The 24,141-nt window shown below is 59.4% G+C and carries 22 protein-coding genes and 1 tRNA gene; 12 read left to right on the forward strand and 11 right to left on the reverse strand.

Translation table 11 applies throughout. From position 1 onward, the window contains the following. The first annotated feature begins 4 nt into the window (after positions 1 to 4). Positions 5 to 1,381 (forward strand): Wzy-type polysaccharide biosynthesis protein UppW, encoded by a 1,377-nt coding sequence (gene uppW, locus WA845_RS05920; protein ID WP_004443210.1) that lies wholly within the window; start codon positions 5 to 7, stop codon positions 1,379 to 1,381. A 470-nt stretch (positions 1,382 to 1,851) separates the two neighbouring features. Then, positions 1,852 to 3,801, forward strand: coding sequence for a methyl-accepting chemotaxis protein (locus WA845_RS05925; protein WP_112556923.1), 1,950 nt, complete (start codon positions 1,852 to 1,854; stop codon positions 3,799 to 3,801). A 325-nt stretch (positions 3,802 to 4,126) separates the two neighbouring features. Here the strand turns inward: WA845_RS05925 and WA845_RS05930 are convergent. Next, positions 4,127 to 4,203 (reverse strand) — tRNA-Arg (locus WA845_RS05930). Positions 4,204 to 4,723: 520 nt separating this feature from the next. Here WA845_RS05930 and WA845_RS05935 point away from each other — a divergent pair. Beyond that, complete coding sequence (locus tag WA845_RS05935) at positions 4,724 to 5,230, forward strand: MarR family winged helix-turn-helix transcriptional regulator (RefSeq protein ID WP_004443154.1); 507 nt, start codon at positions 4,724 to 4,726, stop codon at positions 5,228 to 5,230. A gap of 246 nt (positions 5,231 to 5,476) precedes the next feature. Further along, complete coding sequence (locus WA845_RS05940) at positions 5,477 to 5,740, forward strand: hypothetical protein (protein ID WP_112556925.1); 264 nt, start codon at positions 5,477 to 5,479, stop codon at positions 5,738 to 5,740. Positions 5,741 to 5,786: 46 nt separating this feature from the next. On the opposite strand, the gene WA845_RS05945 is transcribed toward WA845_RS05940, so the two are convergent. Further along, on the reverse strand, positions 5,787 to 6,269 hold the full coding sequence (locus WA845_RS05945) for a hypothetical protein (protein WP_112556927.1): 483 nt from the start codon (positions 6,267 to 6,269) through the stop codon (positions 5,787 to 5,789). A gap of 71 nt (positions 6,270 to 6,340) precedes the next feature. Then, positions 6,341 to 7,345, reverse strand: a complete 1,005-nt coding sequence (locus tag WA845_RS05950; RefSeq protein WP_004443150.1) for a LysR family transcriptional regulator — start codon at positions 7,343 to 7,345, stop codon at positions 6,341 to 6,343. Between the two features lie 254 nt (positions 7,346 to 7,599). Between WA845_RS05950 and chvE the strand changes: the two genes are divergently transcribed. The 4 genes from chvE to araD1 all read left to right on the forward strand — a co-directional run bounded on the left by chvE (position 7,600) and on the right by araD1 (position 12,601). Continuing rightward, positions 7,600 to 8,664 (forward strand): sugar ABC transporter substrate-binding protein ChvE, encoded by a 1,065-nt coding sequence (gene chvE / locus WA845_RS05955; RefSeq protein WP_004443148.1) that lies wholly within the window; start codon positions 7,600 to 7,602, stop codon positions 8,662 to 8,664. Between the two features lie 90 nt (positions 8,665 to 8,754). Further along, positions 8,755 to 10,293, forward strand: a complete 1,539-nt coding sequence (gene gguA, locus WA845_RS05960; protein WP_022556773.1) for a sugar ABC transporter ATP-binding protein GguA — start codon at positions 8,755 to 8,757, stop codon at positions 10,291 to 10,293. After that, positions 10,290 to 11,486, forward strand: coding sequence for a sugar ABC transporter permease GguB (gene gguB, locus WA845_RS05965; RefSeq protein ID WP_004443145.1), 1,197 nt, complete (start codon positions 10,290 to 10,292; stop codon positions 11,484 to 11,486). Before gguA ends, gguB begins: the two co-directional genes overlap by 4 nt. A 119-nt stretch (positions 11,487 to 11,605) precedes the next feature. Continuing rightward, entirely contained in the window at positions 11,606 to 12,601 is a 996-nt protein-coding gene (araD1, locus tag WA845_RS05970; RefSeq protein ID WP_112556929.1) for a 2-keto-3-deoxy-L-arabinonate dehydratase AraD1, read from the forward strand. A gap of 197 nt (positions 12,602 to 12,798) precedes the next feature. On the opposite strand, the gene WA845_RS05975 is transcribed toward araD1, so the two are convergent. From WA845_RS05975 to WA845_RS06005, 7 genes are all read right to left on the reverse strand, one after another. Then, positions 12,799 to 13,431 (reverse strand): histidine phosphatase family protein, encoded by a 633-nt coding sequence (locus WA845_RS05975; protein ID WP_112556931.1) that lies wholly within the window; start codon positions 13,429 to 13,431, stop codon positions 12,799 to 12,801. A gap of 23 nt (positions 13,432 to 13,454) precedes the next feature. Next, complete coding sequence (locus tag WA845_RS05980; RefSeq protein WP_112556933.1) at positions 13,455 to 13,871, reverse strand: VOC family protein; 417 nt, start codon at positions 13,869 to 13,871, stop codon at positions 13,455 to 13,457. A gap of 55 nt (positions 13,872 to 13,926) precedes the next feature. Beyond that, positions 13,927 to 14,385: a GNAT family N-acetyltransferase gene (locus tag WA845_RS05985; RefSeq protein ID WP_112556935.1), complete on the reverse strand. Its 459-nt coding sequence runs from the start codon at positions 14,383 to 14,385 to the stop codon at positions 13,927 to 13,929. A 116-nt stretch (positions 14,386 to 14,501) separates the two neighbouring features. Next, complete coding sequence (locus tag WA845_RS05990; RefSeq protein WP_112556937.1) at positions 14,502 to 15,098, reverse strand: methyltransferase domain-containing protein; 597 nt, start codon at positions 15,096 to 15,098, stop codon at positions 14,502 to 14,504. A 4-nt stretch (positions 15,099 to 15,102) separates the two neighbouring features. Next, positions 15,103 to 15,924, reverse strand: a complete 822-nt coding sequence (locus WA845_RS05995) for a transglutaminase N-terminal domain-containing protein (protein WP_112556940.1) — start codon at positions 15,922 to 15,924, stop codon at positions 15,103 to 15,105. 21 nt (positions 15,925 to 15,945) lie between these two features. Continuing rightward, on the reverse strand, positions 15,946 to 16,887 hold the full coding sequence (locus WA845_RS06000) for an alpha-E domain-containing protein (protein ID WP_004443135.1): 942 nt from the start codon (positions 16,885 to 16,887) through the stop codon (positions 15,946 to 15,948). 3 nt (positions 16,888 to 16,890) lie between these two features. Then, positions 16,891 to 18,300, reverse strand: coding sequence for a circularly permuted type 2 ATP-grasp protein (locus tag WA845_RS06005; RefSeq protein WP_022556767.1), 1,410 nt, complete (start codon positions 18,298 to 18,300; stop codon positions 16,891 to 16,893). 437 nt (positions 18,301 to 18,737) lie between these two features. Here WA845_RS06005 and WA845_RS06010 point away from each other — a divergent pair, with 437 nt between their 5' ends. The 4 genes from WA845_RS06010 (at position 18,738) to WA845_RS06025 (ending at position 22,032) form a co-directional block, all read left to right on the forward strand. Beyond that, positions 18,738 to 19,634 (forward strand): EamA family transporter, encoded by an 897-nt coding sequence (locus WA845_RS06010; RefSeq protein WP_112556942.1) that lies wholly within the window; start codon positions 18,738 to 18,740, stop codon positions 19,632 to 19,634. 78 nt (positions 19,635 to 19,712) lie between these two features. Beyond that, the gene (locus tag WA845_RS06015; protein ID WP_004443131.1) at positions 19,713 to 20,330 is read left to right on the forward strand and encodes a L,D-transpeptidase; all 618 of its coding nucleotides are present in this window, start codon (positions 19,713 to 19,715) and stop codon (positions 20,328 to 20,330) included. A 239-nt stretch (positions 20,331 to 20,569) separates the two neighbouring features. After that, positions 20,570 to 20,959, forward strand: coding sequence for a DoxX family protein (locus tag WA845_RS06020; protein WP_004443130.1), 390 nt, complete (start codon positions 20,570 to 20,572; stop codon positions 20,957 to 20,959). A gap of 164 nt (positions 20,960 to 21,123) precedes the next feature. Then, a complete protein-coding gene (locus WA845_RS06025; protein ID WP_112556943.1) occupies positions 21,124 to 22,032 on the forward strand; it encodes a DMT family transporter in 909 nt (302 codons plus the stop codon). A gap of 234 nt (positions 22,033 to 22,266) precedes the next feature. On the opposite strand, the gene WA845_RS06030 is transcribed toward WA845_RS06025, so the two are convergent. Further along, on the reverse strand, positions 22,267 to 23,739 hold the full coding sequence (locus WA845_RS06030; RefSeq protein WP_004443127.1) for a DEAD/DEAH box helicase: 1,473 nt from the start codon (positions 23,737 to 23,739) through the stop codon (positions 22,267 to 22,269). Between the last annotated feature and the right edge of the window lie 402 nt (positions 23,740 to 24,141).

Raw genomic sequence — 24,141 nt, forward strand, 5'->3', positions numbered from 1 at the left:
CCTTATGGATGCACCGCATGACGGACAGGGGCGTGGCTACTGGCGGGACGCATTGTTTTATGTGACGTTCCTGTACTTCACAGTCGGTTTTTCGCCCTATATCTCGCTCTCCTCCACCTATCTGGGGTCCGCCATGGCGGCCGGGTCCAACCTGCTCAACCAGCTCACCGCAGTCATCCTGCTCTGCAGTTTTGTGGCATTCATGGCCAGGGAGCGCTCGTTCTCCATCATCCTTGCGCCGCGCCTGCTGACAGCGGCAATTTTCGGCTGGTTTGCCTTGACCTCGCTTCTTGGTGAAGCACCATCGTTTTCTCTACGTCGGCTTGTCATGTGCGCCATCATCTGCGTGCTCGCCGGCGGGTTCCTGCAGCTGCCGCGCACCGAGCGGCATTTCACCACGCTGCTCGCCACCTGCGTCCTCATCATATTGTTCCTGTGTTATTTCGGCGTCGTCGCCCTGCCTTCGCGGTCCATTCACCTGGCAAGCGATGCGCTGGAGCCGCTGCTGGCCGGCAACTGGCGGGGGGTCTTCCAGCACAAGAACGAGGCCGCATCGGTCATGGCGGTGCTGATCATCGTGTCGATTTATCTTTGCAGGCGCTGGTCCTTCATCGGCGGCCTCTCGGTGCTGCTGCTGTCGGTTTTCTTCCTGGTCAAGACAGGTGGCAAGACGGTGCTCGGCCTGATGCCGATCATCGTGGCAACCGGCTGGTTCATCGTTCGCTGGCCCCGGTGGCGTTATATGGTCGTGACCCTGCTTCTTTTGTTCTGCGCGGCCGTGACCGTGGGCACCACGGTAGACCCGGTGTTTTCACAGATGCTGACGAAAATGGGCATCGACGCCAGCTTTACGGGCCGAACCGATATCTGGGCTGTCGCCATCGATTACATCCGCAAAAGCCCGATCCTCGGATATGGTTACCAGGCCTTCTGGCGCAGCGATACGCTGATGTCGAGCTTCACCGAGGACAATAGCTGGGCGACCACCGCGCCGGCTTCCCATAGCGGCTATTTCGACCTGCTGCTGGAAGGTGGTGTGCCGGGGCTTGTTCTGGTGCTGATATGGATTTATCTGCTGCCGCTCCATAATCTCGGCAAAATGGACAGCGCCACGCGCAACAGTCCGTTGACGCGGCTTTATGTCGGCGTCTGGCTTTACGTCCTGCTATACGGCTTTCTGGAGACCCTGTTTCTTCTGAGCGCGGGTTTCGTCTGGTTTTTCCTGCTCGTCGCGATGATGGGCCTGCATCTGCAGGCCCATGCCAGCCTCGTCGAGGAAGAGGCGGAGCGGGAACCCGGCCAGTCCGGCGGCCCCGTGCGCAGTGTAGCGAAGCCGGGCGGGCCGCCTGCCGCACAACCGCAGGTCCTGCATTCCCGTTGACGGTTCGAGATGCGCCGCCACCGCCGGCCGCGCTGCGTCGGATAATGATGCAAGATCATTCCCCCATATTGGTTCGGTCATTCGATGTCGCGGGCAGCAGCCAAACCGCGAATCCCTGTCGGCACCTGCAATTTTTCGGCGTGAAGAAATTATAAAGTTTTTGATCATAATTATTTTGCGATAAAAGGAATCACGAGCAGCCGATTGATCGGCTCTGCTCAGCTTTTCCTCAAGATGCGGCCTGGCGCCTGGCCTTTCAGGGGCGCCATGCCACGGGGGGAGACGACCTGTGCGTATTGCAGGGACAGGCCCGGACTTTCTTCGGCGTATGCATGATGCAGAGGCAATCCCAGCCGATGATGCGGCTATCGAAGCCCTGATGACCGGGGTCCTCGACGTGCCATGCCAGCCTTGCCGAACACCTCCTGTGGCACGGGGAAGGAGCGGTTTTTTCATGACGTGAGGTTTCCGTGTCCTTTCTCCAGAACGCCAGCATCCGCACCAAAATTCTTTCCCTCATTCTGCCGATCTGCATCGTCGGTCTTGGCGCCACCGGCTTCATGTCCGACCGCTACAAGCACGCGGACACGGCCTATTCCGATTTTATCGCCAAAGACAACGCCGCCCTGGTGGAGCTTGCCCGGGCAAACCGAAACCTGCAGTCCATGGCCTATGGTGCGTATCAGATCATGGTTTATGACGCCAATAGCCCCGACTTTAAAATCGTGAAGCAGGAATATGCGGGGGACAGGGCAGAGGTGGTAACGCGGCTGGACGATGTCAAAGCCATTTTTCCGGAAGAGACAGCAGCACTCGACGGGCTGTTGCGAGACGTCAAGGCCATTATCGCCATCACGGACAAGGCCGTGGAATTCGGTTCGGCCAACCGCAACCAGGAATCCGCTGCGGAGCTTCTGAGGGCTGACGTTGCCATGCGCGCTACGGGCGCCGACATCGCCAATCTTCTTGACAGGCTTGCCAAGGGTGTCGTCAAGGGAAGCGACGACCTGACCGATCAGACCAATTCGACCATCCTCACCTCGCTGATGGCTGTCGGCGTTGCTTTCGCGGCCGGCATTATTCTGGCGCTTTTCGTGGCTTCGCGCGGCATCACCACGCCGATTGCCCGCCTGCGCGAGCGCATGGTCTCGCTGGCCGCCGGTGAAACGACGGCGGAAATCGACGGAATGGCACGCAAAGACGAAGTCGGCCAGATGGCGCAGGCGGTTCAGGTTTTCCGTGAAAATGCCATCGAGCGCATTCGTCTCGAGCAGGAAACCGAAGCGAACCGCAGCCTGTCGGAACAGGACCGGATCGACCGTGAGCAGCAGAAGGCGAAGGAAGCGGCCGACGTCAAATTCGCCGTCGACAACCTCGCTGCCGGTCTCTCGAAACTCTCCGACGGCGATGTCTCCTACCGCATCCGCGAGCCGTTCACGACAACGCTCGATACCGTGCGCAACGATTTCAACACATCGGCGGAAAAGCTGCAGGCAGCCCTGACCCGTGTTGCGCAGAACGCCAACGGCATCGGCGCGGGGGCAAACGAAATCAAATCGGCCGCTGACGATCTGGCGAGACGTACCGAACAGCAAGCGGCGGCCGTGGAGGAAACCGCCGCGGCCCTGGAGGAGATAACCACGACCGTGCAGGATTCCACCAAACGCGCGCAGGAGGCGGGCCTGATCGTCAGTCGCGCCAAGGCGGGCGCGGAACAATCTGGCGAAGTGGTGCGCCGCGCCGTGGTCGCCATGGAGCAGATCGCGAATTCTGCCAATGAAATCAGCAATATCATCGGGGTGATCGATGAGATCGCCTTCCAGACCAACCTGCTTGCCCTGAATGCCGGCGTGGAGGCCGCCCGCGCCGGTGAGGCCGGCAAGGGCTTCGCCGTCGTGGCCCAGGAGGTGCGCGAGCTTGCGCAACGCTCCGCCCATGCTGCCAAGGAGATCAAGGCGCTGATCACCACCTCGAACGATCAGGTGCAGCAGGGCGTGCAGCTGGTGGGTGACACCGGCAAGGCGCTGGTGACGATCGTATCCGAAGTGCAGGAAATCAACCGCCACGTGGTTTCCATCGTAGAGGCGGCGCAGGAGCAGTCCTCGGGACTGCAGCAGATCAACACCGCGGTCAACCAGATGGATCAGGACACCCAGAAAAACGCGGCGATGGTCGAAGAAACCAATGCCGCAAGCCACAGCCTGGCCAAGGAGGTGGTCTCTCTCAACCAGTTGCTGTCGCAATTCCGCCTCGGCGACAGCGCCTATCAGCCGCAGAGCCAGCCCGCGCCGGTGCGCACCGCCGCCGGCGGCGAAAGACCGGTAGCATCACCCGTGCGTGCGCTCGGCCACAAGCTCGCTGCCGCCTTCGCGGGCAATGCCGCCGTCGACAGATCGAGAGACGAATGGCGTGAGTTTTGATCCTGCGACTTCATTCGCCTGAAACCAGCGCCCGGTGCTTCGAACACCGGGCGGCTTTTTTGCGTCGGGGTTGTCGAAGACCGGATAGCTTATCTCAGGCCACCAATGATCCGCCGCCGCCAGCCTCGCCCATCGCCTTCAATGCTGCAGTAATATCGATCGGGACGGAGTCTAACGGCGTTTTCGGGGAATCCGTCTCAGACTGCCGCGACGCGCACTTGTCAAAGCATGCCTCCTCCCGGATGCGGCAACGCCATACATGCTTTCCATAGGCTTCCGTCAAAAACGAAGAGTGGCAATCCGGGGTGATACGTTCTGCGTAAAATGGCGCACCCGACAGGATTCGAACCTGTGACCTTTGGAATCGGAATCCAACACTCTATCCAGCTGAGCTACGGGTGCAGCGGTCACGCTTGAATCGCGTGCAGCGGTTGGTTCATACCCCAGCTTTCTTTCCGCATCAATGACTAAAAATCCAAGATTTGCGAAACCTTGCCAGTTTTCGAGACCGCAGGGGGAAGAGGGCCGGGAGTGGGGGCGTGCGGGTTTTTGGCGTCTTTGCGCGCGGGGCTGCGTCGTTTGGCGTCCCAGGTCTCGCGGAAATCGATTTCACTTATAAGTAGTAGCTTGTCACGGGTCCCGCATGCAGTTTCAGCATGTTCATCCGTCGTGGACCGGAGTGCCCGTATGCCTGCCAGAGAAGGGTGGCCCCGCGGTTCCGGCCCCTCAAAATTGGCGGGTAAATAGTCATGCTTTCGGCGCAGATTTTGTCGCCAGATGGCGGGCTACATTGGGTTTCCGGCCATTAACTGTCAAATTCTTATACAATATTAGTATCATCTACATTTATTTAGGATACAGTTTCGTGACATTGTCAGTTATGATTTTGGCAGGGTAAAGGACGAATCAGGCGGGGGATCGGATGGCTTTGCGATTGGCACATAGCAACGGGCCGCGGACGGAAAAGGTCGAAAGCGGCAGCGCGCAAACGACGCATCTCACCGCGATCGATTACGGTTTGCTGACGACTGCGATCAGCTACCATTTGCGGCACTCGCAACTTGCCGTGGCAAACGGTTTTTCCGATGTGCTGGCGGAGCAGGGATTGCGGCCGGCCGATTTTTCCGTTCTCGTCATCGTCGGCGGAAATCCGGGTCTTAAACAAAGCGATGTTGCCGAGGCGCTCGGCATCCAGCGGGCTAATTTCGTTGCCATCGTCGACAGCATGGAAGAGAAAGGTCTGCTCGTCCGCCGCAGGTCGGAAGAGGACAGGCGCGTTCATTTCCTCGACATGACGGCCGAGGGTAGCCGTCTTCTCGAGCGCCTTTCCGATGTCTGGCGCGACCGCGAGGAAAAGCTCATCGACCGTATCGGCGGCAAGAAGGCCCGCGACCAATTGCTGGCGCTGCTCGGCCGCCTGCGCGACTGACGTCCGGCGCCGGTGTTTCCCCATGCTCAGATCGGCAATGCTGGGCGGAAGGGGCGGCGGATTTCATCCGTGGTCGCACGTTACCCCCGGTTATCAGGTAATCTCCATCACGGCAGCCTGATATCCCTCGGTCCGATTTGCGTTGCAATTTGTCTGCGAAACGGTCAAGACGCATGGAATCCCCGTGCCATGCGGTGCCCGCGCGGCAGCGAGCGACTGACCGGAAAAGCCAGAGACGGAAACACCATGCTGAATATCGATACGAGTCATCCGCTTTATCGTCCCCTGTGGGTGCGGTTGCTCATCGTCGGTTTCTGTGTGGCATGGGCTGTCATCGAATTCGTCAATCGCGAGTTCTTCTGGGGAACCGTCGTGGGCGGCATAGGCGTCTATGCGGCCTATGAACTGTTGGTAAAATTCAAACCCGCAAGCGACGGCGAAAAGGGTGGGGACGGGGCGGTTGCGCCCGCCGCCGAAAATCCACCCACCGATAAGGACGATGCCGGCTGACGCGTCGCCATTTTCCGTTCATCGCCTGTCTTGAGCTGCCCGCCTCTTACCGGAAATGCTCTCGCATCCGAAGCATGCGGAACGCCTGGTCGATCAGGAGATTGGCTGCCGTCATGCGCAGTGTCGCATTGTGCCGGAACTGCGGTTTCACCCGGTCGGGATGATTGAGGCGGGCGAAGGCGCGGCGCTTTTCCGCGAGCGTTGCCGCAGTGTCGGTCTCCTGGATCGCCAGTTCCGCCGAAACATCGGCAAGTGAGGTCTTTTCGAGGTGGGCCGGCATCGGTTCCGGTTCGCTCTCCGGTTCCGGCTGGGGTTCCGCCGGTGGCGCGGCGTCTTCCAGGAAGGCGAGATAAGCGTCGAGATTGCCGTTCGCAGCCGGCGGCGCTTCGATATGCGTATCGACAACGAAGCCTGAGCTGAAGCCGGCAATGCGGTGATCCGCGGGCGGCGGCGGCTCTGCGCCTTCGTCTTCTTTCTCCTGCTTCAGTCTTTCGACGACAGACTGGAAAACGGATTGTCCGAAGAGCATACGGCTGTTCCTTCGCCGGTCACGATTTCCGGCCCTTGTAGTGGATGAAGGTGGCGTCTGGCTTGCCGCCGTCACTGGGCAGTCAGCTTGCGGCTTTCATCCAGCACCAGATCGTAAAGCAGACGGGCGCTGGGCGGCAGGACGCGCCCCTTGGTGGTGATGATGCTGTAGGGCTTGACGACCAGTTCGAAATCCGTCGGCAATATGCGGGTCCGGCCGATATCGGCCCGCTGGCCGGCCACGAATTCGGCCATGTCCTGCGCAATCGGCGCAATGGCATCGGTGTTGCAGACAAGCGCAAGCGTGAGAACCACGGATGGCGTGTTGATGACGTTGCGCGGCATGGCGACGCCGTGGGTAAGGAAGACATCCTCCATGGTGCGCCGCAAAAGCGCGCCAGGGGGCTGGAACACCCAGTCGTAACCGGAAAGATCCTGCAGGGTGACGGGATCGCCGCCCAGAAGCGGGTGGCCTTCGCGCACCACCAGACAGGCGCGCTCAATGCCGATTTCGTGGATGGAGAACAGGCCTGGATCAAAGTCATCCGGTATGCGGCCGATGATGAAATCGTGGCGCGCAGCCAGCAATTCCCGCGCCAGCACGTTGCTGCTCTCCACCTGAACATTGATTTCAATGCCGGGATAGGTGTCCATGGCCCGTCTTATGGCGGGAACCACGAGGCTTATGGCGGGCGCGGTCACCGCGCCGATGAAAACGGATCCGCCGCTGCCGGACTTCATCTGATTGAGTTCGCGACTCGCCTCACGCAGCTCCAGCAATATGGTGCGCGCCCGTCGCGCCAGCGCCTCGCCGAACTTCGTCAGAACCACACCGCGCGATGCTCTCTGACAGAGCGGCGATTTGACGATCGCTTCCATTTCCGAGAGCATGCGCGAGGCCGCCGGCTGCGTCATGTTCATGGCGGCGGCAGCCGCGCTGACCTGCCCGTGCTCCTCGATCATGACCAGCATGCGCAGGTGGCTCATCTTCAATCCGGCCCGCAGCAACGGGTTGTCTTCAAAGACAAAAAGGGCATCCGTTGTTTGCGCCTGCTCATACACTTTCTGGTTGCTCATTCGCGATTTTATACCCCTCATCGGTTTTTGTATCGATTTAATATATCATAATTGATATATGGAAACTGATTTATTCTATTTGACAGTTATATGGATTCAGAACAATTTGCGGAATGCCGGGGAGGAGCGGCAGCTGTTCCATTTCGCAATTGCGAAAAGGGAGCGAGCAGGGCGCGGCTTCTTCCTCTGACGGCATGAATTTCCTGGTGCACCGCAACATGCGGGTCCAGAGAAGGGCTCAAGGGAGAGAGTTAATGAAGTCCATTATTTCGCTGATGGCAGCTTGTGCCATCGGTGCTGCGTCTTTCGCAGTGCCGGCTTTCGCACAGGACAAGGGCGCTGTTGGCATCGCCATGCCGACCAAGTCTTCCGCGCGCTGGATCGATGACGGCAACAACATCGTCAAGCAGCTTCAGGAAGCTGGTTACACGACCGACCTGCAGTATGCCGACGACGATATTCCGAACCAGCTTTCCCAGATCGAAAACATGGTCACCAAGGGCGTCAAGGTCCTCGTGATCGCCTCGATCGACGGCACCACGCTGTCGGACGTGCTGAAGCAGGCCGGCGAGCAGGGCATCAAGGTCATCGCTTATGACCGCCTGATCCGCAACAGCGGCGACGTCAGCTACTACGCCACCTTCGACAACTTCCAGGTTGGCGTGCTGCAGGCGACTTCGATCGTCGACAAGCTCGGTCTGAAGGATGGCAAGGGTCCGTTCAACATCGAACTCTTCGGCGGCTCCCCTGATGATAACAACGCCTTCTTCTTCTACGACGGCGCTATGTCTGTTCTCCAGCCTTACATCGACAGCGGCAAGCTCGTCGTGAAGTCCGGCCAGACCGGCATGGACAAGGTCGGCACGCTGCGCTGGGATCCGGCAACGGCCCAGGCCCGCATGGACAACCTTCTCTCGGCCTACTACACCGACGCCAAGGTTGACGCCGTTCTGTCGCCTTATGACGGTCTTTCCATCGGCATCATCTCCTCGCTGAAGGGCGTTGGTTATGGCACGAAGGATCAGCCGCTGCCGGTCGTTTCCGGTCAGGACGCTGAAATCCCGTCCGTGAAGTCGATCATTGCCGGCGAACAGTATTCCACCATCTTCAAGGACACCCGCGAACTCGCGAAGGTTACCGTGAACATGGTGAATGCCGTTATGCAGGGCAAGGAGCCTGAAGTGAACGACACCAAGACCTATGAAAATGGCGTCAAGGTTGTTCCGTCCTACCTGCTGAAGCCGGTTGCAGTAACCAAGGAGAACTACAAGCAGGTTCTCGTCGATGGCGGTTACTACAAGGAAGACCAGCTGAAATAAGCCTGATACACATGCGGGGATGGCTTGGCGTCATCCCCGTTTTTCCATAAAAATAAAAACGCCGGAATTAATCGGGCGCTGGATTGCGATATGGCCAATACCATTCTCGAAATGCGGAACATCACCAAGACGTTTCCGGGCGTGAAAGCGCTTGAGAACGTCAACCTCAAGGTTAAGGAAGGTGAGATCCACGCACTCGTCGGTGAGAACGGCGCGGGAAAGTCGACCTTGATGAAGGTCCTTTCCGGTGTTTACCCCGCCGGCACCTATGAGGGCGAAATCCACTATGAAGGCGCAGTGCGAAACTTTCGCGCCATCAACGACAGTGAAGATATTGGTATCATCATCATTCACCAGGAACTGGCGCTCGTGCCGCTCCTGTCGATTGCGGAAAACATCTTCCTTGGCAACGAGGTCGCCTCGAACGGCGTGATCAGCTGGCAGGAGACCTTCAACCGTACCCGCGAACTTCTGAAGAAAGTGGGCCTGAAGGAATCACCGGAGACGCTGATCACCGATATTGGCGTCGGCAAGCAGCAGCTGGTCGAAATCGCCAAGGCGCTGTCGAAAAGCGTGAAGCTGCTTATCCTTGATGAGCCGACCGCTTCGTTGAACGAAAGCGATTCCGAGGCGCTGTTGAACCTGCTGATGGAATTCCGCAAGCAGGGCATGACCTCGATCATCATCACCCACAAGCTGAATGAAGTGCGCAAGGTGGCCGACCAGATCACCGTGCTGCGCGACGGCATGACGGTGAAGACGCTCGACTGTCACAAGGAAGAAATCAGCGAGGACGTCATCATCCGCAACATGGTGGGCCGCGATCTCGAAGATCGTTATCCGCCGCGCGACGTGCCGATCGGCGAAACCATTCTCGAAGTGAAGAACTGGAACGCCTATCACCAGCAGCACCGCGACCGCCAGGTTCTGCATGATATCAACGTCACCGTGCGCAAGGGCGAAGTCGTCGGTATTGCCGGCCTGATGGGGGCAGGGCGCACCGAATTTGCGATGAGCGTGTTCGGCAAGTCCTATGGCCACAAGATCACCGGTGAAGTGCTGATCAACGGCAAGCCAGTTGACGTCAGCACCGTGCGCAAGGCAATCGATGCCGGTCTTGCCTATGTCACGGAGGACCGCAAACATCTCGGTCTCGTGCTCAACGACAACATCCTGCACAACACCACACTCGCCAATCTTGCCGGCGTCTCGAATGCCAGCATCATCGACGACATCAAGGAAATGAAGGTGGCGAGCGATTTCCGCACGCGCCTGCGCATCCGCTCGTCGGGCATCTTTCAGGAAACGGTCAACCTTTCGGGCGGCAACCAGCAGAAGGTTGTGCTCTCCAAGTGGCTGTTCTCCAATCCCGACGTGCTGATCCTCGATGAACCGACCCGCGGTATCGATGTCGGCGCGAAATATGAAATCTACACCATCATCAACCAGCTCGCTGCCGATGGTAAAGGCGTTCTGATGATCTCATCGGAAATGCCCGAACTGCTCGGCAATTGCGACCGCATCTACGTCATGAACGAAGGCCGCATCGTCGCTGAATTGCCGAAGGGAGAGGCGAGCCAGGAAAGCATCATGCGCGCTATCATGCGCTCAGGGGAGAAGAACTCATGAGTTCGGCAAACACAACAAACGAAGAAAGTAACGTCGTCTCGGTCACATCCTATATTCGCTCCAATATCCGCGAATATGGCATGCTGATCGCGCTCGTCGCCATCATGGTTTTCTTCCAGTTCTACACCGGCGGCATCCTGTTCCGCCCCGTGAACCTGACCAACCTCATCCTGCAGAACTCGTTCATCGTCATCATGGCGCTGGGCATGCTGCTTGTCATCGTGGCCGGGCATATCGACCTTTCGGTCGGTTCCATCGTCGCCTTCGTCGGCGCGATCGCGGCCATACTGACCGTGCAATGGGGCATGAACCCCTTTCTGGCGGCGCTGATTTGTCTCGTCATCGGCGGCATCATCGGTGCGGCCCAGGGTTACTGGATCGCCTATCACCGCATTCCGTCCTTCATCGTGACGCTGGCGGGCATGCTGGTGTTCCGCGGCCTGACGCTCTTCGTGCTCGGCGGCAAGAACATCGGTCCGTTCCCGACCGATTTCCAGATTATCAGCACCGGCTTCCTGCCCGATATCGGCGGCATTGAAGGTCTCAACACCACCTCTATGATCCTGACGGTGCTGATTACCGTCGTGCTGTTCTATCTCGCATGGCGTCGCCGTGTCGTGAATGTGAAGCATGGCATCGATGTCGAGCCTTTCGGTTTCTTCATCGCCCAGAACCTGCTGATTTCGGCCGCGATCCTGTTCCTTGGTTACCAGCTTTCCACCTATCGCGGCCTGCCGAACGTGCTGATCGTGATGCTTGCTCTCGTTGCGCTCTACAGCTTCGTGACGCGTCGCACGACCATCGGCCGTCGCATTTACGCCATGGGCGGCAATGAAAAGGCGACCAAGCTTTCGGGTATCAACACCGAACGCCTGAGCTTCCTGACCTTCGTCAACATGGGCGTTCTGGCTGGTCTCGCCGGCATGATCATCGCGACCCGCCTCAACTCGGCAACGCCGAAGGCCGGCGTGGGCTTCGAGCTTGACGTTATCGCGGCCTGCTTCATCGGTGGTGCTTCGGCATCCGGCGGCGTTGGCAAGATCACCGGTGCGGTCATTGGCGCCTTCATCATGGGTGTCATGAACAACGGCATGTCGATCGTCGGTCTCGGCATCGACTTCCAGCAGATGGTCAAGGGCCTCGTGCTGCTCGCCGCCGTGTTCTTCGACGTCTACAACAAGAACAAGGGCTGATCGGCTCACCCCTATCGCAGTCCAAAAAGTGGCCGGTTTCCGGCCACTTTCATAAGATGCAGGCGCAAGGCGCCGCGTAGAAGAGATAAAGGCGCACTGCGCCGGAGGAAGGAAATCCCGTGCTCATTTCACAGATTAAAGATGCCAGCGGCAACATCACCGTAGCGGTTCGCGAAGAAGGCGGAGAGGCACGCGCAGTCAAGGGCGCAGAGTCCGTTTATGCGCTTGCCATGGAAGCCGCCAATGGCGGCAAGAACCTTGCAGATGTCATTTCCGCGCATGGCCTGGGCGATGCCGTCGATCTTGAAAAGGCTTATGCCGAAGGTCGCTTCCTGCCGCCGATCACCCATCCCGATCCGGCTCATCTGCATCTGACCGGCACTGGCCTTACCCATCTCGGTTCGGCCGCGACCCGCGACAGCATGCACAAGAAAACCACGGAAGCCGCCGAGGAAAGCCTGACGGACTCCATGAAGATGTTCCGCATGGGTCTGGAAAACGGCAAGCCGAAGGCCGGTGAAAAAGGCGTTCAGCCCGAGTGGTTCTACAAGGGCAACGGCCATGTGGCGGCAGCGCCCGGTGCGGCGCTCACCTCGCCTTCGTTTGCGCTGGATGGCGGCGAAGAGCCTGAGATGGCCGGCATCTACGTGATTTCCGACAAGGGCGAAGCCGTGCGTATCGGCTTTGCCGTCTCGAACGAGTTTTCCGATCACGTCACTGAGCGGATCAACTATCTCTACCTCGCCCATTCCAAGCTGCGCCCGGCAAGCTTCGGTCCGGAAATTCGCGTCGGCGCTCCGCCGTCCGATATTCGCGGCACCTCGCGCATCCGCCGCGGCGATAAGGTCATTTTCGAAAAGCCGTTCGTATCGGGTGAAGACAACATGTCCCATACCTTCGCGAACCTCGAATATCACCACTTCAAATACGGCCTGTTCCGTGCGCCTGGCGATGTGCATGTGCACATGTTCGGCACGGCAACGCTTTCCTTCGCCGAAGGTATCAAGCCGGAAGCGGGCGACGTCTTCGAAATCGAAGCCGCCGGTTTCGGCCTGCCGCTGAAGAACCCGCTGGCGGTCGATGCGGAAGAAGAGATCGTGGTTCGGCAGATCTGATCTGCGAGAGTAGCACGTAAAGGGTTGAGGTGTGGTCTCGGAGTATTCCCACCTCTCTACGTCATCCTCGGGCTTGACCCGAGGATTCACAACCCGGCGCTCACATGGATCCTCGGGTCTAGCCCGAGGATGACGCTAGAGTTTAGGTTTTGTGACCAATCGTCCCTTTGCGAGGACGATTTTCAAGCGGGCTCTTGTCAGCCATCACCGTTAGTCAGATGCGAAACATCCGCCAGTGAAACGACGGCGCGGTTCTGCCAGTAATCGTCTTCCTTCAAATGCGTAATGCTGCCGGAGCGCGCCGGAAAGCTCACATAACCGGCGCTGTCGATCGGCATCTTGATCCATGCCGCGATGACGAAGGTCAGGGCGAAGCCATGGGTCACGATGATCTGCGTGGCGCAGGGCCGCGCGATGATCATGTCCACGGCCCGATATACCCTTTCGGCAAATTCGCGTCTCGTCTCGCCATCGGCAATACCGCCACGATGGTCAAGGCGATTATGGTGTGGTGCCGGGATTTGACGCTCATCAAGCCATTGCTGCGGCATGCCTTCGGCCTCACCATAGCTCATTTCCCTCAAGTCACGCATGGTCTCCATTCGCTGCCCGAAGCGTTCCGCGATGATTTCTGCGGTCTGCGAGGCGCGAAGCAGATCGGAGCTGAAGATTTCCACGGGCTCACCACCAACCAGCGTCGCCAGTCTGGCAGCCGCCGCCCTGGCATCGGTCCTGCCGTGCGGCGTCAGTTCGGTATCATACCAGCCGCCGACCCGGTTCTCGACATGGTGGACCGACTGAGGATGAGTTACGACATAGATGGTCTTCACGGTGGCGTCCTGTTTCTTTGCGGTCAGCCCTGTTCAAATCCCCAGAGCTTGCCTTCTCCCACTTCCACCGAGTTCCCGGAGGGGTCGCGGATATAGACGGAATAGCTATCATTCGGCCAGCGGTGATAGTGCTCGATAGGAATCCCGAGCGTTTCGAAGTGCGCTTTCCAGCCGTCTACCTCCGACTTGTCCCTTGCGCAAAAGCAGAAGTGGCCTTCACCTGCCGTGCCATGGCGAGGGATGGGATTATCGGGATCGGCCTTGCGCGACTTCTCGGGGTCGAAAACCAGCAGTACCTGCCGCCCGCACCTGAAAAAGACGAAGCTTCCGGGCACCTTGCGGATGATCTCCAGCCCGAAGACATCGCGGTAAAAAGCCTCGGCGGCTTCGAGATCATTCACATAGATCGCGGTTTCCATGATGGCTGTTGGCGGTTGCATGGTGCCTCCTATGGTCGAGATGTGGTGAGGAATGATGGGTAGGCGGCGGGCGGCGTCAGGTCTTGTAGGTCAACACCGTCAGATCGTGCTTGCCGACGCCCCGTTCGAGGATGGTCCAGCCGCAGTTGAGGTAATAGTCCTCAAGACCTGCCTCGCAGCAGAGGTAGCAGGTCTCGTGACCGAGGTCGGCGGCCCTTTTTGTCGCGGCCTGCATCAACGCGCGCGCCACGCCAGAGCGCCGGCGGTCTTCTTCCACCCACAGGGCCGCGACCCAGGGAAGATAGTGCGGGCGCTCCTCAAGATCGCAATGAATGAGAAAGGCGGAGCCGACATAGGCGTCGCCATCATGGGCGACGAAACCGGTGGGGAGGGCGTGAGGATTTGTCATCTCTTTCAGGTGCTCGAGGACATCGCCCACCTTGAGGCCGCTATCCTGCCACCAGGCCGTCCAGACCCTTTCTGCTATGATGGGTCCATGCGACTGGCAGTCGCGATAGTCGGAAATGCTGTACAATGCCGTCTCCCGGCCGGTTTTGTCCCAAAAGGATAAACCGGATCATGCTTTCAATTGAGAACGGCGATTAAAACGGGTGCTGCGCCTTTTTGCAACCGTCAACCTGTCGCGGTTGGTCAGTGCTTTTTGGCCGTGACATGCAGCCAGTCTGTCGGCAGCTTGTCGTAACCGCTTCCCTGCCGGGCTTCGATCTCTACGCCCGTCCAGTCATATTGCCCGTAAAGCTCCTCCAGCCATGACCTGGACGGATAATTGTAATAGCGGCCGAACGTATCGCGTCCTTCAGCCTCTCCGGCCTTGAAGCTCGCATAAAAGATGCCGCCCTGTTTCAGCGCGGTGTGGATGCGGCCGATGATGCCCGGCAGGGCAGGGCGGGGCACGTGCAGCAGGCAGGCATTGGCCCAGATGCCGTGATAGCGCCCGACCTCATCGATATCTTCGAACAGCAATGTCCTGACAGGAATGCCGAGTCTGACTTCCGCAGCCTTCGCTATATCGGGCGTTCCATCGGTGGGATGCACGTCGAAACCGGCTGCCAGCATATATTCGCTGTCCTGCCCGCCGCCGCATCCAAGTTCGAGGATGGTCGCGCCTTTTTCCAACTGCGACAGGAATGTTTCCAGATGCGGGCGGTCTGCTGCCTGCCCGCGGGTGGTATAGGCGGTTGCGTTGTCAGTATAGAAACCGATCGTATCGTCGTCTCTGGCGGCCATGATCTCAGCTCTGGGACTGGCTCTGGCTCTGCGATTGCTGCACGGTAACTGAAACGCTCAGCGTCTCACCGGCCGGGCCGATGCGCATGCCAGATATAGGCGCGCAATCGCGGTAGCAGAGGCCGGATGCGATGCGGACATAACGGTCATCGGGGCAGATATTGTTGGCGGCGTCGAAGCCGACCCATCCAAGGCCCTGCAGATGCACCTCGGCCCAGGCGTGGGTAGCGGTTTGTTCCTCCACCGCCTCCATCATCAGATAACCGGATACATAACGGGCAGACAGGCCCATCTGCCGGGCAGCGGAAATGAGAATATGGGCGTGGTCCTGACAGACGCCCCTGCCAGCCTCCAGTGCCGCTTCGGCCGTGGTTTCGATGTCGGTGGAGCCGGGCACATACTCCACCTTGCCGTGAATGTTTTCCATGAGATTGTGGAGGCGGGCAAGCTCGCTCTCGCCGACGCTCACCTTCACCAGTTCGCGTACCAGCTTTCCGGGTTTGGTGCGTGGCGTTTCGCGCAGGAAGAGCCAGAGCGGTGCGTTGCCGATGTGGTGACCGAACACGCCGGCCTTGTCCTGCGTGTTCACCGTGCCGCTCGCCACCACTTTGACCCGCTGCTGTGGGCCTTCCGTTTCCACCAGTGCGACGCGATTGCCGAAATGGTCGTCATAGGTCACTTCCACGGTCGCGCCATCGACCGAGACATCCCAGTCCTCCACCGTCTGGCTCGGGCCGGTCTGCGGTGTCAGGCGCAGCCGCTGCAAGGCATAGGGCATCGGCTCGTCATAGACATATTCCGTCGTATGGGTGATTTTCAGACGCATAAGCTGTCCCCGTCTACGCGCTCATTGATAGAAGCGGTAGCCTTCCGTTATTTCCTGTCCCAGTTGCCCGTTGCGATGGACGAATCTTTCCAGAAACTCGTGCAGGCCCTCGTCCATGACCCGGGCGATGGTGGTCGCGCGCAGGCTGTCGCGGATGCTTTCCGCCGTATCGTGTGCCTTGTGCCGCTCGCTGTAGTCCTCGGCGATGTAATTGAGGTTGCTGGCGATCTTCTCGTAACAATAGGCAAGCGAACGCGGCATGCGTCCATTGAGAATGAGGAAGTCGGCGATGTTGGCCGGTTTGTATTCCGCATCATAGACCCAGCCATAGGAACGGTGGGCCGAAACCGAGCGCAGAATGGATTCCCACTGCGCATTGTCGAGCGATGAGCCGACATGCGCCACAGCTGGCAGCAGCACGTAATATTTGACGTCGAGAATGCGCGCCGTATTGTCGGCGCGTTCGATGAAGGTGCCGATACGGGAGAAATTATAGAGATCGTTGCGCAGCATTGAACCGTGGAAGGCGCCGCGCACCAGACCGGCGCGGTGTTTGATCACGTCGATGGTCTGCGGCAGTTCCGCATGGTTGAGCTTGCGGCCGAGGATGTTCTTCAGCTCGATCCAGAATTCGTTGGTGGCTTCCCATGTCTCGCGCGTCAAAGCCGTGCGCACCATGCGGGCATTGTTGCGCCCCGCTTCGATGCAGGACATGACGCTGGATGGGTTCGATTTCTCGCGAAGAAGATAATCGATAGCATTTGCCGCCGTCACCTTTTCGCGTGTTTCGAGGAATTCCTCATGCACGCCCGCGCTTTGCAGCACGCCGTCCCAATCCTCGTCGCCGCTGCCTGAGCGCGTCAGTGAAACGCGCAGGCCCGCATCGATGAGCCGGGCGATGTTTTCAGCGCGCTCGATATACCGGAACATCCAGTAGAGCCCGTTTGCCGTTCTGCCCAGCATGGCTTAATCCTCCAGTACCCACGTATCCTTGGTGCCGCCGCCCTGGCTGGAATTGACCACCAGCGAGCCCTGCTTGAGCGCAACGCGGGTCAGGCCGCCGGGAATGATCTGCACCTTGTCCGAAACAAGGACATAAGGACGCAGATCGACATGGCGCGGCGCGATGCCGTTCTTGACCATGATCGGCACGGTGGAGAGCGACAGCGTCGGCTGTGCAATATAGTTGGAGGGGCGCGCCCGCAGCTTTTCGGCGAATAGCGCCCGCTCCTTTTTCGATGCGGTGGGGCCGACCAGCATGCCGTAACCGCCTGAACCGTGGACCTCCTTGACGACGAGATCGGCAAGGTTGTCGAGAACGTATTTCAGGCTGTCCGGCTCGGAACAGCGCCAGGTCGGCACGTTTTCTAGGAGCGGCTTGCGGCCGGTATAAAATTCGACGATCTCGGGCATGTAGGAATAGATCGCCTTGTCGTCGGAAATGCCGGTGCCGGGGGCGTTGGCGATGGTGATGTTGCCGGCGCGATAGACATCCATGATGCCGGGAACGCCAAGCGCCGAATCCGGCCGAAAAGTCAGCGGGTCGAGGAAGTCGTCGTCGACGCGGCGGTAGAGAACGTCGATGGCCTCATAACCGCGTGTCGTGCGCATCTTCACCTTGCCGTCCATGACACGAAGGTCGGAACCTTCCACCAGTTCCACACCCATCATGTCGGCGAGGAACGAGTGCTCGTAGTAGGCGGAATTATAGATGCCGGGGGTCAGCACCGCGACGCGCGGCTTGCCGGTGCAGCCCGGAGGGGCGAGCGAGGCAAGCGACTGGCGCAGCAGATAGGGGTAATCCTCCACCCGTCGCACGCGGTTCTCATGGAAAAGTTCCGGGAACATCTGCATCATCGTTTCGCGGTTTTCCAGCATGTAGCTGACACCTGACGGCGTGCGGGCATTGTCTTCCAGAACATAGAACTGGTCTTCGCCGGTGCGGACGATATCCGTGCCGACGATATGGGTGTAGACCCCGCCAGGCGGCGTGAAGCCGATCATTTCCGGCAGGAAGGCTTCGTTCTTTTCGATGATCTCACGGGGGATGCGCCCGGCGCGGATGATTTCCTGTTTGTGGTAGATATCGTCGAGGAAAGCATTGAGGGCGAGAACACGCTGTTCGATGCCCTGGGCCAGTTTGCGCCACTCACGGCCGGAGATGATGCGCGGGATAATATCGAAGGGTATAAGTTTTTCTGAACTATCGGCGTGGCCATAGACTGCGAAAGTAATGCCGGTTTTTCTGAAGATGTTTTCCGCGTCTTTTGATTTCTGGATCAGGTGCGCCCTGTCCTGCCGGCTGTACCATTCGTTATAGTTTTCATATGGGCTTCGCGGCGTGTTGTCCGCATTTATCATTTCGTCAAATGCCAACTTCGATGTCCCCTTTTTTGCCATATGAATACAACGACAAATGCAATGCAAGAACTATGCAGGCCTCCCCGAGAAGATTTTTTGTCGCCCTAGAGTTTTAAAAAAGAAGCGTTTTTTCGGCTTCCGCCTATAAATGCGGCATCGGCAAATTGGTTGCGGGGCGACGAGCGGTGTAAGCGGGCGGTGGCGCTGTTTGCGCCGTGGGCGAATGCATAAATTTTGTTCTCTCGCTTTCGGTTGATGAATGTCCGGCGTCGCATCAGAAAATCTGAAAGATGTGATCACCAAAACGCCTTTGACCTTTTGCCGGGATGCGGATACCGCCATGCTGAACACCCGGGTCGACTATTCGCCGGTTCGCGTGAAGCCGCAGAAATATCAATTCGCCGTCTGTTCCGCACCGGTAGCGGACATCATGCTACACAGAGGATGCGCCCATGTCGCTCGACCGTTTGGCTCCGGCCATCTTCGTCTTTCTCTGGTCGACGGGCTGGGTCACCGCCAAATATGCGGTCTATTATACCGGGCCGCTGACCTTCCTCTGTCTGCGCTATCTTCTGGCGGGCGTTTTGCTGTGGGCGATCTGCCGCTTTTCGTCCATCCAGTGGCCCGAAAGTCGTGTCGGTATCTTCCGGGCGATCCTGTCAGGCGTCTTCCTGCACGGTCTTTATCTCGGCATGATCTGGTGGGCGATAGGGCAGGGCGTGCCGGCGGCGATCGGCGGCATTATCGCCGGCCTGCAGCCGCTGATGACGGCGGTGGCCGCCCGTTTCATGATCGGCGAAAGGATTTCGCCGCTGCAGCGCGCCGGCCTGCTCATCGGCTTTGCCGGCATCGCCATCGCGGTGCTGCCGAAGGTCATGGCCGCGGGTGCTGTCGGGCTGTCGGTGCCGCTTTACGCCGTGGCGGTGAATGTGCTGGGCATGACCTCGGTCACCTATGGCACGCTCTACCAGAAGAAGTACGTGCATGGCGGCAACATCATGGCGGTGGCAACGCTGCAATATGTCGGCGCGCTGCTGGTAACGGTTCCCTTCGCGCTTCTGCTGGAAGATGGGCATGTGGACTGGAGCCTCGGCCTTGCCGCCACGCTCGCCTGGTCTGTCGGCGCGATTTCCATCGGGGCCGTGGCGCTGCTTCTTTATCTGATCCGGCGCGGCCAGGTTTCGCGCGCCGCTTCGCTGATCTATCTCGTGCCGCCGCTTGCCGCGGTGGAAGCCGCCCTGCTTTTCGGCGAGACGCTGACGCCTGCAATGATTGCAGGCACGGTTCTGGCGGTGACAGGCGTTTATCTCGCCAATCGCAAACCTGCCGCATCGGTTGCGGCGGGTTAATTACTGCAACCTCATATTAGGGGTTTGTTAACCATAAAATTATACCTCTCGTTAATCACATGATTTGGCGGGGGTTACATGTCTATTTCACGTCGTGGTGTTCTGTTTGGATTGCCGCTGTTTCTGGCTGGCTGCGCAAACACCGGCATCGGCCAGCACAGGCTGGATTACGCGGCGAAGCCGGAGGAAAAATTCCCGCTTCCCGCCATGCATCTCGATAAGGTGAAGCCCGAACTGCGCCGGCAGGAGGTGGCCTATGATACGCGCCATCCGGCTGGAACGGTGGTTGTGGATACGCCGGCGCGGCGGCTTTATTATGTTCTCGGCGACGGTCGCGCAATGCGCTACGGCGTCGGTGTAGGCCGCCAGGGTCTTGCCCTGAAGGGTGACGCCTATATCGGTCGCAAGGCGGAATGGCCATCCTGGACACCAACCGCGAACATGATGCGCCGCGATCCGCGCAATCTGAAATTCGCAGCCGGCATGCCCGGCGGCCCGAACAATCCGCTTGGCGCCCGCGCGCTCTATCTTTATCGCGGCGGCAACGACACCATGTTCCGCCTGCATGGCACCAACCAGCCGCAGTCCATCGGCCACGCCATGTCGAGCGGCTGCATCCGCATGCTGAACCACGACATCATCGACCTCTATAGCCGCGTGCCTGTCGGTTCGAAGGTGGTGGTGCTGCAGGCGTGAGGCGGGACGGTTTTTCCGCCTGTTGCGATCGAAAAAATGTCTGAAGCCCTGAGTTGATTTTTCTGTAAGAAAGTCAATTTTCTATGGTGAAATCAACTATTTGTAGAAAATGGCGTTTTGAGTATTTTAGGTAGTTCTGCAATATCGGAAACGTGATTTCCGCTATTTCGGAGGTGTATCCATAAACGTGCCATCGCGCTCTTATCGGCGCTTCACCACTTCAACGGGGACACATCAACATGGCAATTTTCGATTCTCTCTCCCGCTATCGCCCACAGGCACTCGGGGCGCTGCGCATCATGACGGCGCTGCTTTTCATTTCGCATGGAACGCAGAAACTGTTCGGTTTTCCGGCATCGCAGATGGAAGGCTCCCTGCCGACGATGCTGTTGGTGGCGGCGATTCTGGAATTCGTCGGCGGCATTCTCGTGCTGATCGGCCTTTTCACGCGTCCGGTCGCATTCATCCTGTCCGGCCAGATGGCGGTTGCCTATTTCATCGCGCATGGGCCGAAGAGCTTCTTCCCGGCACTCAACGGGGGTGATGCCGCCATCCTGTTCTGCTTCATCTTCCTCTATCTGTTCGTGGCCGGTCCGGGCGCTTTCTCGGTGGATGAGCGCCGGGCCTGATCTGCCTGACCGGACATCGATTTGTTTTGCCGAAACCCCGCGTGGCCAACGCCGCGCGGGGGCTTCTTTTTAGAGCAGGGTCGATACTTCGGCCGCGGCCGAAGCATAGGCGCCTGTTTTCCGGTTAAGAACGGGTCACCCTCAATGCAGTTGGAAATCGATCCGTGACCTCTGAGAACCCCATCGCCCGCGAATTGCTGCTTCTGGCCCTGTTGTCCACGCTGTGGGCCGCATCCTACACTTTCATCAAGATCGGGGTGGAGACCATTCCGCCCCTTACCTTCATCGCATCGCGCACGATGATCGCCGGTCTGCTGCTCTTCGCGGTGATCCGGCTGCGCGGGTTGCGTTTGCCCACGGATTTAGCGACATGGCGGCTGTTCTTCATTCAGGCCTGTATCAACAGCGTTCTCCCCTTCACGCTGATCGCCTGGGCCGAACAGAGCATCGATGCCGGCCTCGCCGTCATTCTCAATGCCACGACGCCGATCTTTACCTTTCTTCTCACGGCGCTCGTGATCCGGCATGAGGCAGTCAGCGGGCGCAAGCTGTTCGGCACGATTGCCGGCATGACGGGCGTTTGCCTCATTATCGGCATGGAGGCACTTGATGGGGCGGGCGAGGCGATATGGAGCCAGCTCGCCGTGCTGACAGCGGCATTTTCTTATGCCTGCGCGGCCATTTTCAGTAAAAATTTCAAAGGGCTCGATCCGATCATGCCGGCCGCCGGCTCGCTTATCTGCGGTGCTGTCCTGCTGCTGCCCGTGAGCCTGATTGTCGACCGACCCTGGACCTTGTCGCCTTCGGCGGCATCACTGGCAGCGCTGTTGTGCCTCAGTGTGTTTTCGACCGCGCTCGCCTTCATGATCTATTTCCGGCTGATGCAGACACTCGGTTCGGTCGGTACCACCTCGCAGGCCTATCTCAGGGTGCCGGTCGGGGTCGCCATCGGCATGGCGTTTCTGGGGGAAATGCCGACGCCCGCCATGTGGGGTGGGCTCGTCTGCGTCATTGCGGGCGTGCTGGCGATGACCCTGCCGTCACGGCGTCGTCCGGTCGCGCAGGGTAGCTGAAGGCGAAGAAAAGCCCCGCTACCGGGTGTGGCTGCGGGGCTTGATTATTGGCGAGCGCGTGCCGCTTGTTTCTTCTCCCCGCCGGGGAGAAGGTCGCGGCAGCGGGATGAGGGGGCAAGGGTGATGAGATACGGCAACTTTACCCCCTCATCCGACCCTTCGGGCCACCTTCTTCCCGGCGGGGAGAAGAAACGCCCGGCAATGCTGCGGCGTCCCCAATCCATTCAGAGCGCCTTAACGGTTGCGGCCGCGATGGCCGTTACCGGAAGCGCGTTTTTCCTGGCCGTTGCCGCCGGCAGGGGCGTGGCGGTTGGCGCCGCTGCCGCCGGGCTTGCGGGCCGGACGACGATGCTTGCGCGGGCCAGCCGGGCGGCCTGCGTCGCCTTCGGCCTGCTTCACGCGCTTGAAGTCGGAGGTGACTTCAAGATCATTGTCCGCATCGCGCGGCGCGTGGTGGCGAGACGGGCGGGATTCGCCGTTGTGGCGTCCGCCTTCGCGCGGGCCGCGCTGCTGGCCGCCATTGTTATTGCGTCCGCCGCGGTTGTTGTTGGGGCGCGTCGGGCTGGCAAGACCGGCCGGGCGTTCACCAGAGGCAACCGGAATATCGATCTTCATCAGCTTTTCGATGTCGTGCAACAGGCGGGTTTCGTCGGGTGCGCAGAAAGCAATGGCGATGCCGTCGCGGCCGGCACGGGCGGTACGGCCGATGCGGTGGACATAAGCGTCCGGTACTTCCGGCAGGTCATAGTTGAAGACGTGCGTCACGGCCGGGATATCGATGCCGCGGGCCGCGACGTCGGTTGCGACCAGAACCTTGATCTCGCCGTCCTTGAAGCCCTTCAGGGCGCGCTCGCGCTGGCCCTGGCTCTTGTTGCCGTGGATGGAGGCGACCTTGAAGCCGATATGTTCGAGATGCTTGTAGAGCTTCTCCGCACCGTGCTTTGTGCGCAGGAACACGATGGCGCGGCCATCCGGGTTCTCGTTGAGCGACTTCTTCAGAAGCTCGGTCTTGTCGTTCTTGCCGGCGACGAAGTGGACATATTGCTCCACCTTGTCGGCTGCCTTGCCGGGCGGGGTCACTTCGACCTTCAGCGGATCGGTCAGGTAGCTGTGGGCCAGATCGGCGATCGCCTTCGGCATGGTGGCGGAGAAGAGCAGCGTCTGGCGCTTGGCCGGCACCATCTTCGAGATCTTGCGCAGATCGTGGATGAAGCCGAGGTCGAGCATCTGGTCCGCTTCGTCCAGCACCAGATAGGTGACCTTGGAGAGCGAGATGGCGTTGCGGGCGATGAGGTCAAGCAGGCGGCCGGGGGTTGCCACCAGAATGTCCGTGCCCTTTTCGAGCTGGAGTTGCTGCTTGTTGATCGATGCGCCGCCAACCACCTGGTTGATGCGCAGCGGCGTCTTCTTCACGAAAGCGCGCAGGTTTTCGCCGATCTGGTTCACCAGCTCGCGGGTCGGGGCAAGGATGAGCGTGCGGCAGGTGCGGTTTGCCGGGCGGTCCGCCTGCTTCATCAGCATTTCGATGATCGGCAGGCCGAAAGCGGCGGTCTTGCCGGTGCCGGTCTGTGCGAGGCCGATCAGGTCGCGGCCTTCGAGCAGCAGCGGAATGGCTTTTGCCTGAATGGGGGTCGGGGTTGTGTAGCCAAGCTGGGTAACGCTGGCAACAATCTTTTCGGAGAGGCCGAGTTCGCTAAAACTGGTCAATATAATGCCTTTCGGGGCGCCAAAAACCAATCGTCCGGAACAGGGCTGCTGTCCGGCGGTTTCGGCGTCAAGAACCCCGCGTGAATTGGGAACTTGTGGGTTGGAATAACTTTCTGCGCATCAGTGCGGCACATGCCGTCTTCTGTATTCTCTGCGCTTTTCCTTCATGCGGGCCAAGTCTCTCTCGGACCAAGTCTTCTCAACATACGCTGCAGCTCACGCGGCTGCCGAAGGTGAAAGCTTGACCGGCATGTGGGCGTTTTACTCGCCAAAGTCAAGCGATAGTTTCATGACATGGCTGCCGGACGGCGCATGGCAGCCATGCGGAACGCCGCCGCCAGCTGGCCGAAGAGCTGGGTCGCAGCGAATAATTATGGTTAAAAAAGTGTATTGCCGGGCAGG

Origin of the sequence: Agrobacterium sp. CMT1, assembly GCF_037203725.1 — a bacterium.
GTDB lineage: Bacteria > Pseudomonadota > Alphaproteobacteria > Rhizobiales > Rhizobiaceae > Agrobacterium > Agrobacterium pusense.